Origin of the sequence: Asanoa sp. NPDC050611, assembly GCF_040654855.1 — a bacterium.
Classification (GTDB): Bacteria; Actinomycetota; Actinomycetes; order Mycobacteriales; family Micromonosporaceae; genus Asanoa.
In genome coordinates, this window is record NZ_JBFAIU010000016.1 from 35,471 (window position 1) to 51,257 (window position 15,787).

Genomic DNA, 15,787 nt, shown 5'->3' on the forward strand with positions numbered 1-15,787 from the left:
ACGCGCAGACGGACAGAAAATCCGTTGTGGATCTAGTCTTTAGCGAACCTTAAGAACGCCTGTGCGGATGCTTACATCGCAGATTGCGGTCCGCTTATAAGCAGCATTCGTCCGATTTGATCTCTCCAAAAGGTCCGGTTTCTCGCCAGCCGAGATTGGGGCATCCTGGAGCCCTAAAGAGTGACCCGTTTGCCCAGCTCCGGGGCGGGTTGCCCAGTTGATCACGGTCGGCCACGGCACCGCGGGGGCAACAGCACACGGTTGGCAACAGCCACGAACTAGCCGATGCCGGTCCGGCGCGTGATCAGCCGGATCGTCGCCCGGCCGCCCTCGACCTCGGCGCTCGCGGAGCTCGTCAACGCCGTCAGCACCTTCCAGGCGAACGAGCTCTCCGCCGGCAGCCGCGCGCCGCGCACGGTCGGCACCTCGACCTCGACCAGCAGCGCGTCGTCGGTGACCGAGAACCGGCACTCCAGCTCCGCGCCGGGGGTCGCGACCACGAGCAGCATCGCGCAGGCCTCGTCGACGGCGATCCGGAGATCCTCGATCTCGTCGAGGGCGAACTGGAGCCGGGCCGCGAGGGTGGCGGTGGCCGTGCGGAGCACGCCCAGATAGCCGCCGTCCGCGGGCACGGACAGCAGCACGACGTCGTCGTCGAACGTCGCGCCGGAGTCTGGGTCGGTCGTCATCTGGCTCACCGGTTGCGGACTCTACCGGGTTGGTCGAAAACCCGCTGACAGCACCGGCCGGCACCCTCGACGGGGCACCGGCCGGTTCTATCTGCCAACAGCCTGGTCAGGCCTGCTTGGTCTCCCAGAAGATCTTCGCGATCTCGTCGATCTTCGCCAGCAGCTTGTCGCCGTCGGCGGGGTCGACCGACTCCTTGGTGCCGGCGCCACCCGCGAGCTTGGTGGCCTCGTTGAAGAGCTGGTGGAGCTGCGGGTACTTCTCGAAGTGCGGCGGCTTGAAGTAGTCGGTCCACAGCACCCACAGGTGGTGCTTGACCAGCTCGGACCGCTGCTCCTTGATGATCAAGGCGCGGGTGCGGTAGACCGGGTCCTGGTTGGCCTGGTACTTCTCCTGGATCGCTTTGATCGACTCGGCCTCGATCCGGGCCTGCGCCGGGTCGTAGACGCCGCACGGCAGGTCGCAGTGCGCGCTGACCACGGTCCGCGGCGTAAGGAAGTTAGGAAGTCGCATCAGGACTCCTCCAAGGGAAGACTTACGATGATCCTCGCTGAGGACATTACCCCCGGTGCTCCCCCGAAACATCGCGGAGGTCCGTACGTGGCGTCACTTTTCGCCGCTCTGGTGCGGGGTCCGTCGATGGCGCCCACCTTGCGTGACGGTGACGCGCTGTTGGTGTTGCGGGGCGGCCGTCCGGTCCGTCCCGGCGACGTCGTCGTCGCCACGTTCCGCGCGCGGCCAGACCTCCTGGTCGTGAAACGCGCGGTCGAGCAGCGCCCCGACGGCTGGTGGCTACGCGGCGACAACGAGTTCGTCACCGACGACTCCCGGGCGTACGGCGTGGCCGAGGTGCACGGGCGCGTGCTCTTCCGATACTGGCCGCGACCGTCCCGTATCCGGACAAGGATTATGCTCGACAGTTAGCGGGCAACCCCCGCGTGCTTCGCCGGTCACCGCTGACCTCGCGTCGAGCCGGCACCTCTCTGCCGGCTCACACCTCGACGCGATTTGGAGTACTGCAATGTCCGCAGAGTCCACAGACGATCCGGTCTTCCAGCTGCACCGCGGCGGCAAGATGGCGGTCACGTCGACCGTCCCGCTGACCAGCCGCGAGGACCTCTCGCTGGCGTACACACCCGGCGTGGCCCGGGTCTGCGAGGCGATCGCCGCCGACCCGGCGCTGGTCGACGACTACACGTGGGTCTCGCACACGGTGGCCGTCGTCACCGACGGCTCCGCCGTGCTGGGCCTCGGCAACATCGGCCCACGCGCCGCGATGCCCGTGATGGAAGGCAAAGCGGTGCTGTTCAAGCAGTTCGGTGGCGTCGACGCCGTGCCGATCTGCCTGGACACACAGGACATCGACGGCATCATCGACACGGTCACCGCGCTGGCGCCGTCGTTCGGCGGCATCAACCTCGAGGACATCAGCGCCCCACGCTGCTTCGAGATCGAGCGCCGGCTCGACGAGGCGTTGCCGATCCCGGTCTTCCACGACGACCAGCACGGCACGGCGATCGTCGTCCTCGCCGCGTTGCGCAACGCCGCGACGCTTCTGGAGCGCAAGCTGACCGACCTGCGCGTGGTGGTCAGCGGCGCGGGCGCGGCCGGCATCGCGGTGACCAAGATGCTCGTCGCGGGCGGCGTCAACCCGGCGGAGGTCATGCTCGTCGACTCCCGCGGCATCCTCCACTCCGACCGCCCGGACCTGTCGGCGCCGACGGCGGTGGCCAAGGCGGAGATGGCCGCGCTGACCAACCCGCACCGCCGCGCCGGCGGCATCGCGGAGGCGCTGTCAGGCGCCGACGTCCTGATCGGCGTGTCGGGCGGCGAGATCCCGGAGTCGGCGGTGGCCACGATGGCCTCGGGCGCGATCGTCTTCGCACTGGCCAACCCGACGCCCGAGGTGCACCCGGAAATCGCGTCACGGCACGCGGCCCTGGTCGCGACGGGCCGCAGCGACTTCCCCAACCAGATCAACAACGTGCTGGCCTTCCCGGGCGTTTTCCGCGGCGCACTGGAGGCCCGCGCCACGCGCATCACGGAGGGCATGAAGGTGGCAGCGGCAGACGCGATCGCCGGCGTGGTCGCCGACAACCTGCAGCCGGACGCCTTCGTCCCGTCACCCCTCGACCCCCGCGTCGCTCCCGCGGTGGCGACGGCGGTCGCCGAAGCCGCACACCGCGACGGCGTCGCAAGAGCGTAAGAGCAAGAAGCGGTTTACCCGGGTCCGTCGGGGGCGCGACCGTCGCTCCCGCCGGACACCGCTCGCTCCGCTTCGCTGCCGCGTCCGCGGCACCAGGACCAACCGCAGGCCACACCCAAGCCAAGCGTCTCCCAGCAGCGAGCCTCCCCGCGGCCTCATTTGGACGCCGAGCGCTACCTAGATCAACCCCCCATCCCTACACGGCTAATCGCGTCCCCCGCCCGCAGATGGACGCCAAGCGCCGACCTCGATCCAGCCCACCCCACCTCCCAACCCCGCGACCGCGCCCACCGCACCCGCGGCGAAACCTCGTCGAGCCTGATGTCCGGCCTCACTTTTGTAGGTACCGGGCAGCCGCACGAAGGTTCACGCCGGGACGGCATTTCCGCGACCGATCCGCACCGCACCGCGGCACCCAGCCGCATGCCCACCGGCGGCTTTGCTCTGCTTACATCCGCGCACCACCCCCGCTGACCTGCGGTGCGTATGTGGAAGCAGAGCAAAGCCGCCGCGGAAGGGGTGCCGGGCCGGATCGGGCGTCGAGCGCGGGCGGTGTCCAGGCCGACCCACTAGATTCCTAGGCATGCGCGCTGCCTTCGCCACGAAGTTCGATGACGCCAACCCGCTTTCCGCGCTCGCTGTCGGCGACATGCCCGAGCCCGAGCAGCGCGACGGCTGGACCACCGTCGAGGTGCGGACCAGTTCGCTCAACCACCACGACCTCTGGTCGCTGCGTGGTGTCGGCCTGCGCGAGCAGCAGCTGCCGATGATCCTCGGCTGCGACGCCGCCGGGATCGCGCCCGGTGGCGAGGAGGTCGTGGTCTACCCGGTGATCACCACGCCCGGCGACCCGCGTGGCTACACGCTCCTGTCCGAGCACTTCCCCGGCACCCTGGCCGAGCGGGTCGCCGTACCCGTGGAGAACCTGGTTCCCAAGCCCGCCGATCTCGACTGGGCCGACGCGGCGTGCCTGCCGACGGCGTGGCTGACCGCCTACCGGATGCTGACCACCAAGGGCCGCGTCGAGGAGACCGACGCCGTGCTGATCCAGGGTGCCGGCGGCGGCGTCGCGACCGCCGCGGCGCTGATCGCGGTCGCCATGGACAAGCGGGTCTACGTCACGAGCCGCGACCCCAAGAAGCGTGACCGGATCGGCGCGCTCGGCGCCACCGCGCTCGAGCCCGGCGCCCGGCTCCCCGAGCGGGTCGGCGTGGTGATCGAGACCGTCGGCGAGGCCACCTTCGCGCACTCGCTCAAGTGCTGCGCCCCCGGCGCCCGGATCGTCGTGTCCGGCGCGACCTCCGGCTACCTGCCGAAGATCGACCTGCGCCGGGTGTACGCCATGCAGCTCGAGATCCTCGGCAGCTCCATGGGCACCCCCGGCGAGCTCGCCGCCCTGCTGTCCTTCTGCGCCGACAAGGCGATCCGCCCGGTCGTCGACGAGGTGATCGGCTTCTCCGAGGTCGAGCGCGCCTTCGCCCGCCTCAACGAGGGCGAGGTCTTCGGCAAGATCGTGCTAGATCACACGCGCTAGCTACGGGTCGACGCCCAGCGCGCGGCTGGTCGCCGGCGCGATCATCAGGGCGCACAGGCCCAGGCCCAGGGCGATCAGCACCACGCCAAGCCAGGCCAGGCCGCCCTGGATCATGTAGTAGCCGACCGCGCAGAGCATGAGCTGCAGCACGATCGCCGGCCCGCGGGCGCCCGCCCGGCCGTGGCCGAGCGCGCGGCCGAGCAGGAACAGCGCCACCGCGCCGAACGCGGCGAACACCGTGAGCAGGAGCGCCGACGTGATGTCGGTCGCGTCGGCGGTCAGCACCTCGTACCCCAGGTAAGCGGTGAGCACGACCATGCCGGCGGCCTGCGCGAAGAGCAGCCACACGGCGGCCCGCAGCGTCGTGGGCGCGGGCGAGGCAGCGGTCTCGGACACGCGGCCACGATACCGCCGTGCCGCGCGACACAGCTCCCGGGCGCGGAGAAGGCGCACGGAGGGTGACTGCAGCCGGGTACAGTCCGCCACATGCGGGCCTTGCTGGTGGTCAACCCGAAGGCCACCACGACCTCCGAACGCAGCCGTGACGTCCTCATCCGCGCGCTGCGCAGCGCCGTCGACCTGCGGGTCGAGTTCACCCGGCGGCGCGGTCACGCGGTCAAGCTGGTCCATGACGCGGCCCTGCACGGCGTCGACGTCGTGGTCACGCTCGGTGGGGACGGAACGGTCAACGAGGCCGTCAACGGGCTGATGTCCGCGCTGCCGGAGCTGCCGCCGCTCGGCGACACCACGCCGGCCGAGCGGCTGCCGGCCCTCGCGGTCGTGCCGGGCGGCTCGACGAACGTGTTCGCCCGCGCCATCGGGTTGCCGAAGGACTGGATCGAGGGCACCGGCGTGATCCTCGAGGGGTTGCGCGCGGGCCGGTTCCGCACGATCGGCCTCGGCCGCGCGGACGACCGCTACTTCACTTTCTGTGCAGGCTTCGGGCTCGACGCGGCGGTCGTCCGGCGGGTCGAGCGGGCCCGATCGCGGGGGCGGGTGTCGACCACCGCGCTGTATCTGCGGTCTACGTTCGGTGAGTATCTGGCCACCGACCGGCGCCATCCGGCGATCGCGCTGGAGCGTCCGGCCGAGACGTTGATCGATGAGCTCGCGACGGTGATCGTCCAGAACACCACCCCGTGGACCTATCTCGGCGATCGCCCCGTAAGCCCCAATCCGGACGCGTCGTTCGACCTCGGACTTGACGTACTGGCCGTCCGTCAGCTAGCGGTCGCGAGTACGACACGGACAGTCACGCAGATCCTGTCGCCCCGGACGAACCCGCACGGCCGCCAGGTCGTTCATCTTCATGACGTTCACGAATTCACCCTGCTAGCGCGCCGTCCAGAAGCGTTCCAAGTGGACGGTGACTATCTCGGCGAGCGGGAAAAAGTCAGATTTACCTCCGTGGCGCAAGCGCTGAGAGTAATCTGCTGAGAAGCGGGTACGTGGTGTCCGGGCGCGGATTGTGGCAGCCGCAGGGGTGACACGTGCCGGAAATGCCGGTAATGTGGCCCGGACCGTACTACATTGATTGCGGCTGGCGAAATCCGGGTGCCGGGCACATGCTCGAAAACCGGACAAAGGGGTCGTGAGCTTGCTCACCCGCTCAGACTTTTTCGCGGCGTCCCCCTTGACATCGCGACAGTTCGTGAAAGTATTCACAAGCGAAAACGAGTTACGGGAACGTTGCCCGCGAGCACCTAGCAAGCAGCCTCGGGGCCGTTCCGCAGAGCTAGTCGCCTGCCCACGTGGTGCCGACGTGTCGGATGCTCACCGTCACGGAGTGCAACGCGCGCGCATATAAAGATCCACCCGCATTGTTTGCCATCGCAGAACGAGGAGTGTTGCCGCCATGGACTGGCGCCACCATGCTGCCTGCCGCGACGAAGACCCGGAGCTGTTCTTCCCGATCGGGACCTCCGGTCCGGCTCTGTTGCAGGTCGAGCAGGCCAAGGCCGTCTGCCGGCGGTGCTCCGTGACCGACCAGTGCCTGCAGTGGGCGCTGGAGTCCGGTCAGGACGCCGGCGTGTGGGGCGGGATGAGCGAGGAAGAGCGGCGCGCGGTCAAGCGCCGTGGCGGCCTGCGGGTCCTGCGCGCTCACTCCGCCTGAACCACAGCACCAACGCAAGGACGCCCCGGGCAACCGGGGCGTCCTGCGTTTCCCCACCCCGATTCACCTGAAATTCACTTTCTTCCCGGGTCCGCGGTGAACGCGACCGTCGCTCCCGCCGGACACCGCTTCGCTGCCAGGTCCGCCGTGGGTTTCGCGAGGCATCAGCGCACGCTGGTGATCTCGCACGTCCCCCCGGGCGCCGGCGCGTCCAACGACGTCGTCTCCTCCACCTTCACCGTCCCGCCCGCGGGCACGTTCCACGCCGTCGCGGAGTCGGTGTCGATCCGCACGCCGTCAGCGTCGAGGTACTCGATCTGGATGTGTGCCGATCGGGTGGTCGGGCCGGTGTTGCGCACCTCCAGGACGACCTTGCCCGTCGGACCGCTCAGGTCGCACGAGCTCACCGCCACGGACATCTGCTCCGCACGCGCCCTGTTGTCCCGGTCACCCAGCCAGACGAAGAGCGTGACCAGACCGAGCAGGCCGATGATGGTCACGGCTCCGGGAACCGTGGTGTAGAACGGCGGCTTCGTCGCCCCCGATGACATGTCGCTGGTCACGGGCGCAAGGTATCCGCCCGGCCGGCGCAGACCCCGCAATCACTCCAACGTGGGCTTGCCCACGTTCACGCGGCGTGTGCCAGGTCGCAGACGGGCTCGCGGGCGGTCCGGCCGCGGGCCAGCACGAGTCGGGCCAACTCCGGCGCGCCACCCAGCGGCTCGGCCACCACGGTGGCACCCGCCGACCGGGCCGCCGTGACGACCGTCTCGTGCAGCAGGCCGGGCGCCAGGAAGTACGACGCCACCCCGACGTGCCGTGCACCGCGGGCCCGCAGCGACGCGACCGCCTCGGCACCGGTCGGCGCCGCCGCCGAGGCGTACGCCACCTCGCACGGCACGCCACCGAGCGCGGTCGAGAGGTTCTCCGCCACGGTCGCGACCGTCTCCCGGGCCGCGTCGTCGCGGGTGCCCGCCGCCGCCAGCACCACGCCGTCCAGCGGCACGGCACCGGGCGCCCAGACACCGGCGGCGGAACAGGCCGCCGCCAGCCGCCGGCGCAGCGCCGCCAGCAGGTAGGGCGGGGTCACCCCGCCGACCGGCCCGAGCACGTCGGCGACCGCCACCGGCATCCGCAGCCCCCGGCCGCGGGCGTCCATCAGCGCCGCCGGGATGTCGACCCGGCCGTGGTAGGCCGAGGTCAGCAGCAGCGGCGCCAGCGTCGCCCGCCCGGCGCCGGATGCTTCCAGCGCCAGCAGCACGTCGGCCGGTCGCGGCCCGGCGTGGTCGAGGAAGGACAGCCGCACCGGCGTGCGCGGCACCACCCGCCGCACCGCCGCGACCAGCGCCTCGTTGGCGCGGGCCGCGCGCGGGTCACGACTGCCGTGCGCGACCAGCACCAGCGGGCCGGTCGCGGCGGGTTGCCAGAGGCGCGGTGTCATACGTGCAGGCCACATTCCGTCTTGTCGAACATCGCCCACCGGCCGGCCCGCGGGTCCTCGCCGGCCTTGGTGCGCCGGGTGCAGGGCCAGCAGCCGATCGAGCCGTAGCCCTGCTTGAACAGCTCGTTGACCGGGACGTTCCAGCGGGAGATGTACGCGTCCACGTCCGCCTGGCTCCAGGCGGCGATCGGGTTGACCTTGACCTTGCCACGCTTCGCGTCGAACGCCACGACCGGGGTGTTGGCCCGGGTCGGCGACTCGTCGCGGCGCAGCCCGGCGGCCCAGGCGTCGTAGTCGCCGAGGGCCCGCTCCAGCGGCTCGACCTTGCGCATGAAGCAGCACTCGTCGGGAGCGCGGTTGAACAGGCGCGGCCCGTACTCGCCGTCCTGCTGGCCGACGGTCATCCGCGGCCGGATCGAGCGCACGTTGACCGGCAGCGTGCGGGCCACCGTGTCACGGACCTTGAGGGTCTCGGGGAAGTGCAGGCCGGTGTCGAGGAACACCACGTCGACGCCGGGCGCGACGCGGGAGACCAGATGGGCGACGACGCCGTCGGCCATCGAGCTGGTCACGGCGAACCGCGCGCCGAACGTCTCGGCCGCCCAGCGGGCGATCTCCAGCGCCGGTGCGCCTTCCAGGTCACGGCCGGCCGCCTTGGCCAGGGCCTCGAGCTCGTCGGCGGAACGCCGACCGGCGGTCTGGCTGGGAGCGCCGCCGAGCGACACCAACCCCAGTCCAGCGCCGTTAACCGTGGTCATCGGGCTACCTCACCTCTTTCCCGTCCGTGGATAGGAGACCTGCTGCGCGCAGGCCGAGGAACTTGACCGAGAAGACCCGCTGGCAGCCACGGCACTCCCAGGCGCCGTGCGCCTCCTCGTGCGGGCGCAGGTCCTCTTCGGCGCAGTAGGGGCAGTACATGGGCGCCGCCCGGTTCTCGGAGCTCATTTGTCTACCTCGCTTCGCGAGGAAGCCAAAGAGCCTGACGCACTGAGCTGGCTGATTCGCTCGCTTCGCTCGCTCACCGCAGCGCCTCCTCGTCGGCCCGCATCACCCACTGGGCGAATGCCTCGTCCGGGCCGGTGCGGCCGTCGAGGTACCGGCGGGCCAGCCGCTCGACGTACGCGGGCAGCTCGTCGGCAGTGGTCTTGAGGCCGCGCAGCTTGCGGCCGAAGCCGGCGGTCTGGCCCTGCGCCATCCCGAGGCCGCCGCCGAGGTGCACCTGGAAGCCTTCGACCTGGCGACCGTCGGGGCCGACGACCAACTGTCCCTTGAGGCCGATGTCGGCGGTCTGGGTGCGGGCGCAGGCGTTCGGGCAGCCGTTGATGTTGATGGTGATGTCGGCGTCGATGTCGCCGAGCCGCTCCTCCAGGCGCTCCACCAGCTCCTGGCCGCGGGCCTTGGTCTCGACGATCGCGAGCTTGCAGTACTCGATGCCGGTGCAGGCCATCGTCGCGCGCCGCCAGTTGGACGGGCGGGCCTCCAGCCCGATCCCGCGCAGCCCGGTCACCAGCGACTCGGTGCGCTCCTCGGGCACGTCGAGGACCAGCAGCTTCTGGTACGGCGTGAGGCTGACCCGGTCACTGCCGTGCGCCTCGACGACGTCGGCCAGCGCCGCGAGCTGCGAGCCGGACACGCGGCCGACGACCGGCGCGGCGCCGACGTAGTAACGCCCGTCGCGCTGCCGGTGCACGCCGATGTGGTCGATCGGCTTGTCGGGCAACGCCGGCGAAGGACCGTCCACAAGCGACCGGCCAAGGTATTCCTTCTCCAGCACCTCGCGGAACTTCTCCACGCCCCAGTCGGCGACGAGGAACTTGAGCCGAGCGCGGTGCCGCAGGCGGCGGTAGCCGTAGTCACGGAAGATCCCGACCACGCCGGCCCAGACGTCGGCCACCTCGTGCAGCGGCACCCAGACGCCGACCCGCTGGGCCAGCATCGGGTTGGTGGACAGGCCGCCGCCGACCCAGAGGTCGAAGCCCGGCCCGTAGTCCGGGTGCTCGACGCCGATGAACGAGATGTCGTTGATCTCGTACGGCATGTCGGCGAGCCAGGACACCGACGACTTGAACTTGCGCGGCAGGTTGGAGAACTCCTTGCTGCCGACGAACCGGTCGACGATCGCGTCGACGGCCGGCGTGGCGTCGAGCACCTCGTCCGCGGAGACGCCGGCGACGGGGCTGCCGAGCACCACCCGGGGACAGTCGCCGCAGGCCTCGGTGGTCTGCAGGCCGACCGCCTCGAGGCGCCGCCAGATCTCCGGCACGTCCTCGACCCGGATCCAGTGGAGCTGGATGTTCTGCCGGTCGGTGATGTCGGCGGTGTCGCGGCCGAACTCGGTGGAGATCTCCGCGATCACCCGCAGCTGGGCGAGGCTCAGCTGACCGCCGTCGACGCGTACCCGCAGCATGAAGAACTCGTCCTCGAGCTCGTGCGGCTCCAGCACCGCGGTGCGGCCGCCGTCGATGCCCGCCTTGCGCTGGGTGTAGAGACCCCACCAGCGGAACCGGCCGCGCAGGTCAGCGGGGTCGATCGAGGCGAAGCCGCCGTGCGCGTAGATGTTCTCGATCCGGGCCCGGACGTTGAGCGGATCGTCGTCCTTCTTGGTGCGCTCGTTGGCGTTGAGCGGCTCGCGGTGCCCGAGAGCCCACTGGCCCTCGCCCCGGGCGCGGCGGGGCGAACGGGCGGGGGTGCTGCTGACCGCCATCGCGGCGTTCCTCCGAAGGTCGGTTTGGCGCGTCGCGCGAGCCGCCTTCTGGAGAAGACACAAGAATGCCCGGCGCGGACGCGCCCGGACGTGAGTCGGGCGTCGTCAGTGAGCCGGACACATGGCACTGCGAACACGGCCGTAGTCGACGTGGCGACGGACCGTGAGGCCCAGCATCACCATGCGACGGTCGGCGGTTGCAGTCACGCTCATCATGCTGCCACAGCACGCTTCGATTGCGGCCGTCAGTCTCAGATGCCGGGCCCCGGTGTGGCCCGCTTCACGCTAGGCTGATCCGGCAATAGGGACATTTGCGGCGCACCGGGGGAGCCGCCGATGACGCAGCAGCTCGATCGGGTCCGCGCCGCGGCCGCAGGACCGCGCCGGTTCCTCACCGGACCGTGGGCGCCGGTCGTGCCGGCGGTGCTGACGCTGCTCGTCGCCGGCTTCCAGCTCGACCGGGCGCCGCTCTGGCGCGACGAGCTCGCGACCTGGAGCGCGGCGACCCGACCACTGCCGGACCTGGGGCGCATGCTCGCCGGCATCGACGCCGTGACCGGGCCCTACTACCTGTTCATGCACGGCTGGATCCGGCTGTTCGGCGACTCGCCGCTGGCACTGCGGCTGCCGTCGCTGCTCGCGATGGTCGGCGCCGCCGCGGTCACCACCAGGCTCGGCGCACGCCTGTTCGACGGGCGCACCGGGCTGCTCGCTGGCACGCTCTTCGCGGTCGTGCCGGCGACGTCGCGCTACGGACAGGAGGCGCGGGGGTACGCGTTCGCGGTGCTGTTCACCGTGCTCGCGACGCTGCTGCTGGCCCGGGCGGTGGAGCGCCCGGGCTGGGTGCGCTGGGTCCTCTACGCGCTCGCGGTGTTCGGGCTCGGGCTGTGCAACCTGGTCGCGCTGCTGGTCGTGGCGGGCCACGCCGTCGCGGTGATCGGCCGCGGCCGGGCGGCGGCGGGTTTCGCGGCCGCGGTCGGCGCCGCCGCGGTGCTGCTGGTCCCGCTGGTCGCGATCGGCCGCGGCCAGGCCGGCGTGCAGCTCGACTGGGTTCCCCGGCCGGCCCTCGGCGACCTGCTCGGCCTGCCGGGCAGCGTGCTGCAGGCGTCGGCGGTCGGTGGGGCGCTGGTCGTGCTGGCGGCGCTGGGCTGGGCCCTGGCGGGCGGGCGCTGGCCGGCGGTGCTCGGCCTGTCGGTAATGCTGCCGGCCGGCCTGCTGTTCCTGGCGGCCCTGGCGGGTCCGTACTGGGTGCCGCGCTATCTGATCGGGACCGTGCCGCCGCTCTGCGTCCTGGCCGCCCTCGCGCTCCGCCGGGTCCGGCTGGCGTTCGGGCTGGTGGTGGTCCTGCTGGTGGCGGCGCTGGGCGCGCCGGCGCAGGCCGGGCTGCGGCGGACCCACGAGTGGCCCCGCTCCGCGCCGGTCGACTATCCGGGCGCGGTCGCGGTGATCCGGGCCAACGCGCAGCCGGGCGACGGGATCGTCTACGACCCGCGGGACGGCTGGAAGATGCTCGACGTCGCGGTGGCGTACGGGATGGGCAGCGGGGCACCGACCGACGTGCTGTTGTGGGAGTCCGCGGTGCAGCGGGGTGAGCTGCGCGCCACCGAGTGCCCGGACCCGACCGCCTGCCTGTTCCAGGCCGCCGCACCGCGGCTGTGGCTGCTGACCACCGGCGACCGGGCCGAGCCGCTGGCCACCGTCCCGGGCGAGAAGGGCGCGGCGCTACGCGCGGGCTACGCAACCCGCCAGGTCTGGCACGAGCCCGGCCTGACCGTCGCCCTGCTGACGCCGCGCTGACCCCGCTTGCTCTGCCGTCATACACGCATCAGCCGCTTGCTCTGCCGCCATACACGCATCGGCTGCTTGCTCTGCCGCCATATGCGCATCAGCCGCTTGCTCTGCCGCCATATGCGCATCAGCCCTTGCTCTGCCGCCAAATACGCATCAGCGCGCCTTGCCTAGCGGCACGACCAGCACGGCTTCGGTGCCGCCCTCGGCTCGGTTGCGTAGCTCGATCGAGCCGCGCAGCTCCCCCGTCGCCAGTGCGCGGACGATCTGCAGGCCGAGGCGTCCGCCCTTGTCCGGGTCGAAGTCCGGTGGCAGCCCGCGCCCGTTGTCGGCGACCGTGACGTGCAGTTGCTTGCGGAACCGGTGCACGGCGACGACCACCTCGGGCTCCACGGCGCCGTCGTCGGAGAAGCCGTGCTCGGCCGCGTTGAGCAGCAGTTCGTTGAGCACCATGACCAGCGACGTGGCGATCTCGGCCGGGAGCACGCCGAACGAGCCCTCGCGGCGCATCCGGACCGACAGCTCGGTGCTGGCCACCTCCGTCGCGGCGCCGGCGACCTTGTCGACGATGCCGTCGAACTCGACCGCCTCGTCGCTGGACATCGACAGCGTCTCGTGGACCAGCGCGATCGAGGCGACCCGCCGCACCGACTCCTCCAGCGCCGCCCGGGCGGCCGGGATGCCGACCCGCCGGGCCTGCAGGCGCAGCAGCGCCGCGACGGTCTGCAGGTTGTTCTTGACCCGGTGGTGGATCTCCCGGATGGTCGCGTCCTTGGTGATCAGGGCGCGGTCGCGGCGGCGTACCTCGGTGATGTCGCGGACCAGCACCAGCGAGCCGATCGGCACACCTGCAGGCATCAGCGGCAGCGCCCGGTGGAGCACGGTCGCGCCGCGGGCGTCGACCTCCTTGCGCGCCGGCGCCTCGCCGCGCAACGAGGCCAGCACCCGGTTGGCCGCGTCGGTGCCCTCCAGCGGGTCGTCGGCCAGCCGCTTGATCAGCACGGACAGGTCCTCGCCGACGAGATGGGCGGCGAAGCCCAGGCGGCGGTACGCGGACTGCGCGTTGGGGCTCGCGAAGGTGACCTTGCCGCTGGCGTCGAGGCGGACGAGACCGTCGCCGACCCGCGGCGCCGAGGTGGTCTCGCCCGGGTGCCGGCGCGGCGGGAACGTGCCGTCCGACGTCATCTGGGCCAGGTCGTCGGCCGTGGTCAGGTAGTTGAGCTCGAGCTGGCTCGGCGTCCGTGCCGTGGACAGGTTGGTGTCGCGGCCGACCACCGCGATCACGGCACCGCTCTCCCCGTCCGCGGAGCGCAGCCGCACCGGGATCGCCTCGTGCCGGGCGGGGGTGTCGCCGTACCAGACCGGGTCGCCCTCGCGCCAGATGCGGCCTTCGCGGTACGCGATGTCCAGGTGAGCCACCTCGGGCCCGCCGACGATCCGGCCGACCTGGTCGTCCTGGTAGGCGGTGGGCGCCGTGGTCGGGCGGACCTGGGCCACGCAGAGGAACGCCCCCTCGTCGTCGACCGGCACCCAGAGCAGCAGGTCGGCGAAGGACAGGTCGGAGAGCAGCTGCCACTCACCGGCGATGCGGTGCAGATGGTCGATGTCACCGCGCCTCAGCGCGGTGTGCTCCTCAACCAGATCACGAAGGGTCGACACGTAGACCAGCGTGCCACGGGTCAGAGCGTGCTCGTGACTTTGGCCAGGCCCCGGGGTGCGTCGGGGTTCTCGCCGCGGGCCAGGGCGAGGGCCAGGGCCAGGCGCTGGAGCGGGAGGATGTCGAGCAGCGGGGCGAGGCGCTCGTCGACCTCGGGCACGGCGAGCCGGGCGGAGGCGCCCGGGACGTCGGCCGGGCCGACCGTCACCACGTCGGCGCGCCGCTCGTCGAGGCGGGTGAGCACCTCGCGCATGGCGGCGCCGCCCGGGCCCGCGCCGACGACGGCCAGCACCGGGACGTCGGGGTCGGCCAGGGCGAGCGGGCCGTGCAGCAGGTCGGCGCCCGAGAACGAGAGGGCCGGCAGGTAGGAGGTCTCCATCAGCTTGAGGGCGGCCTCGCGGGCGGTCGGGTAGGCGTAGCCGCGGCCGGTGGTGACCATCCGGGCGGCGAACCGGTAGCGCCGCGCCAGGTCGGGTGCGGTCGGGTCGGCCAGCGCCGTCGTGGCCAGCTCGGGCAGGTCGGCGATGGCGCGCAGCTCGGCGGCGGGCACCCGGCCGTCGCCGCCGCGGATGCCCTCGACGAGCAGGAGCAGCGCGAGCAGCTCGGCCGTGTAGGTCTTGGTCGCGGCGACCGCCCGCTCGTGCCCGGCGGCGACGTCGACGTGCAGCTCGGCGGCCTGCGCGAGCGCCGAGTCGGGGTTGTTGGTGATCGCCAGCGTCAGCGCGCCCGTCTCCCGGGCGACCTTGACGACCTCGGTCAGGTCGGGCGAGCCGCCGCTCTGGCTGACCCCCACGACCAGCGCGTCGGACAGGTCGGGCCGGGCGCCGAACACCGTGACCGCACTCGGCGAGGCCAGCCCGGCGGGCAGCCCGAGCCGGATCTCGGCGAGATAGGCGCCGTAGAGCGCGGCGTGGTCGGAGGTGCCGCGGGCCGTGAACACGACGTGCCGCGGCCGGCGCGCGACGATGGCCGCCGCGACGGCGGCGATCGGGTCGGCGTGTGCGGGCTCGAGCAACCCGGCGAACACCTCCGGCTGCTCGGCGATGTCGGCGGCCATACCGGTGCCAGGCGTACCCATGCGTGCCTCCCCTGCGCGCTCTCTGCTCAATTCTGCACGGAACTCCGGGTTTTCGCAACGAACCGATCAGTCATGCGCGTAAGACTCCCGTGCACTGAGCATCCGCACTCACGCCCGTGCACACTCGCCGCCACTACGTTCGCGTCATGGGACGAACGGGACAGGGGCCGCAGGCGGGGAAGAACGCACTCTGGGTGCTCGCGGGGCACGCAGTCGTGCTCGGAGTCTGCATCGCGGGCATCTTCACGCAGTCCGACACAGTCCCGGACGGACAGTGCGAGGGCCCTGGCTCAAGCTGCCCCCCGTCGCCGCGCGGCAGCGCGTTCCTCGCGCTCATCTTCTTCGGAGCGCCAGCACTGACGATCAGCCTGGTGGTCTGCCTCGTCACCGTCGCGATCGTCGCCGCGGTCCGGGACGGCCCGACGGCAGGCACAAACATCCGCGCGCGGCACATCGGCTCCCGTTAGCGGCGCCCCGCTGAACCCCCCGCGGAGCTGCCACGCCGGACGAGAAAAGAGCGTGACCGACGACGGACCCGGCAGCGACGCGCGGCGAGCGGGGTCTGGCGGGAGGGACGGT

The 15,787-nt window shown here is 71.7% G+C and carries 17 protein-coding genes; 7 read left to right on the top strand and 10 right to left on the bottom strand.

Annotated features, from left to right (window positions below; genetic code table 11):
* Nucleotides 1-278: 278 nt before the first annotated feature.
* Together AB0H87_RS04720 and sodN are read right to left on the bottom strand one after the other, a co-directional pair.
* Complete coding sequence (locus tag AB0H87_RS04720) at nt 279-698, bottom strand: anti-sigma regulatory factor (protein WP_360139622.1); 420 nt, start codon at nt 696-698, stop codon at nt 279-281.
* Nucleotides 699-795: 97 nt separating this feature from the next.
* Nucleotides 796-1,200, bottom strand: coding sequence for a superoxide dismutase, Ni (sodN, locus tag AB0H87_RS04725; RefSeq protein ID WP_203703238.1), 405 nt, complete (start codon nt 1,198-1,200; stop codon nt 796-798).
* An 87-nt stretch (nt 1,201-1,287) separates the two neighbouring features.
* Between sodN and AB0H87_RS04730 the strand changes: the two genes are divergently transcribed.
* The 3 genes from AB0H87_RS04730 to AB0H87_RS04740 all read left to right on the top strand — a co-directional run bounded on the left by AB0H87_RS04730 (nt 1,288) and on the right by AB0H87_RS04740 (nt 4,427).
* Complete coding sequence (locus AB0H87_RS04730) at nt 1,288-1,611, top strand: S26 family signal peptidase (protein WP_360139625.1); 324 nt, start codon at nt 1,288-1,290, stop codon at nt 1,609-1,611.
* Nucleotides 1,612-1,708: 97 nt separating this feature from the next.
* Entirely contained in the window at nt 1,709-2,893 is a 1,185-nt protein-coding gene (locus AB0H87_RS04735) for an NADP-dependent malic enzyme (protein ID WP_360139628.1), read from the top strand.
* A 583-nt stretch (nt 2,894-3,476) separates the two neighbouring features.
* Nucleotides 3,477-4,427 (top strand): zinc-binding dehydrogenase, encoded by a 951-nt coding sequence (locus AB0H87_RS04740; RefSeq protein WP_360139631.1) that lies wholly within the window; start codon nt 3,477-3,479, stop codon nt 4,425-4,427.
* Here AB0H87_RS04740 and AB0H87_RS04745 read toward each other — a convergent pair whose 3' ends face one another.
* Nucleotides 4,428-4,823, bottom strand: a complete 396-nt coding sequence (locus AB0H87_RS04745) for a hypothetical protein (RefSeq protein WP_360139634.1) — start codon at nt 4,821-4,823, stop codon at nt 4,428-4,430.
* Nucleotides 4,824-4,913: 90 nt separating this feature from the next.
* Here AB0H87_RS04745 and AB0H87_RS04750 point away from each other — a divergent pair, with 90 nt between their 5' ends.
* The gene (locus AB0H87_RS04750) at nt 4,914-5,864 is read left to right on the top strand and encodes a diacylglycerol kinase family protein (RefSeq protein WP_360139637.1); all 951 of its coding nucleotides are present in this window, start codon (nt 4,914-4,916) and stop codon (nt 5,862-5,864) included.
* 418 nt (nt 5,865-6,282) lie between these two features.
* Nucleotides 6,283-6,540 (top strand): WhiB family transcriptional regulator, encoded by a 258-nt coding sequence (locus AB0H87_RS04755; RefSeq protein WP_203703244.1) that lies wholly within the window; start codon nt 6,283-6,285, stop codon nt 6,538-6,540.
* Nucleotides 6,541-6,704: 164 nt separating this feature from the next.
* On the opposite strand, the gene AB0H87_RS04760 is transcribed toward AB0H87_RS04755, so the two are convergent.
* From AB0H87_RS04760 to AB0H87_RS04780, 5 genes are all read right to left on the bottom strand, one after another.
* On the bottom strand, nt 6,705-7,103 hold the full coding sequence (locus tag AB0H87_RS04760; RefSeq protein ID WP_360139642.1) for an FxLYD domain-containing protein: 399 nt from the start codon (nt 7,101-7,103) through the stop codon (nt 6,705-6,707).
* Nucleotides 7,104-7,168: 65 nt separating this feature from the next.
* Nucleotides 7,169-7,981 carry a CbiX/SirB N-terminal domain-containing protein gene (locus AB0H87_RS04765; protein ID WP_360139645.1) on the bottom strand — a complete coding sequence of 271 codons (813 nt, stop codon included), beginning with the start codon at nt 7,979-7,981 and terminating at the stop codon, nt 7,169-7,171.
* Nucleotides 7,978-8,739, bottom strand: coding sequence for a phosphoadenylyl-sulfate reductase (locus AB0H87_RS04770; RefSeq protein ID WP_360139648.1), 762 nt, complete (start codon nt 8,737-8,739; stop codon nt 7,978-7,980). Before AB0H87_RS04770 ends, AB0H87_RS04765 begins: the two co-directional genes overlap by 4 nt.
* A gap of 4 nt (nt 8,740-8,743) precedes the next feature.
* Complete coding sequence (locus AB0H87_RS04775) at nt 8,744-8,926, bottom strand: hypothetical protein (RefSeq protein WP_360139651.1); 183 nt, start codon at nt 8,924-8,926, stop codon at nt 8,744-8,746.
* Nucleotides 8,927-8,999: 73 nt separating this feature from the next.
* Entirely contained in the window at nt 9,000-10,685 is a 1,686-nt protein-coding gene (locus AB0H87_RS04780; protein WP_360139654.1) for a nitrite/sulfite reductase, read from the bottom strand.
* Nucleotides 10,686-11,021: 336 nt separating this feature from the next.
* Between AB0H87_RS04780 and AB0H87_RS04785 the strand changes: the two genes are divergently transcribed.
* Nucleotides 11,022-12,482 carry a glycosyltransferase family 39 protein gene (locus tag AB0H87_RS04785; RefSeq protein ID WP_360139657.1) on the top strand — a complete coding sequence of 487 codons (1,461 nt, stop codon included), beginning with the start codon at nt 11,022-11,024 and terminating at the stop codon, nt 12,480-12,482.
* Nucleotides 12,483-12,629: 147 nt separating this feature from the next.
* Here the strand turns inward: AB0H87_RS04785 and AB0H87_RS04790 are convergent, their stop codons facing one another.
* Entirely contained in the window at nt 12,630-14,132 is a 1,503-nt protein-coding gene (locus AB0H87_RS04790; protein WP_360139660.1) for a sensor histidine kinase, read from the bottom strand.
* A 20-nt stretch (nt 14,133-14,152) separates the two neighbouring features.
* Nucleotides 14,153-15,187, bottom strand: a complete 1,035-nt coding sequence (locus AB0H87_RS04795) for an SIS domain-containing protein (protein ID WP_360139669.1) — start codon at nt 15,185-15,187, stop codon at nt 14,153-14,155.
* A gap of 167 nt (nt 15,188-15,354) precedes the next feature.
* On the opposite strand from AB0H87_RS04795, the gene AB0H87_RS04800 reads away from it, so the two are divergent.
* Nucleotides 15,355-15,675, top strand: a complete 321-nt coding sequence (locus AB0H87_RS04800) for a hypothetical protein (protein ID WP_360139663.1) — start codon at nt 15,355-15,357, stop codon at nt 15,673-15,675.
* The last annotated feature ends 112 nt before the right edge of the window (nt 15,676-15,787 follow it).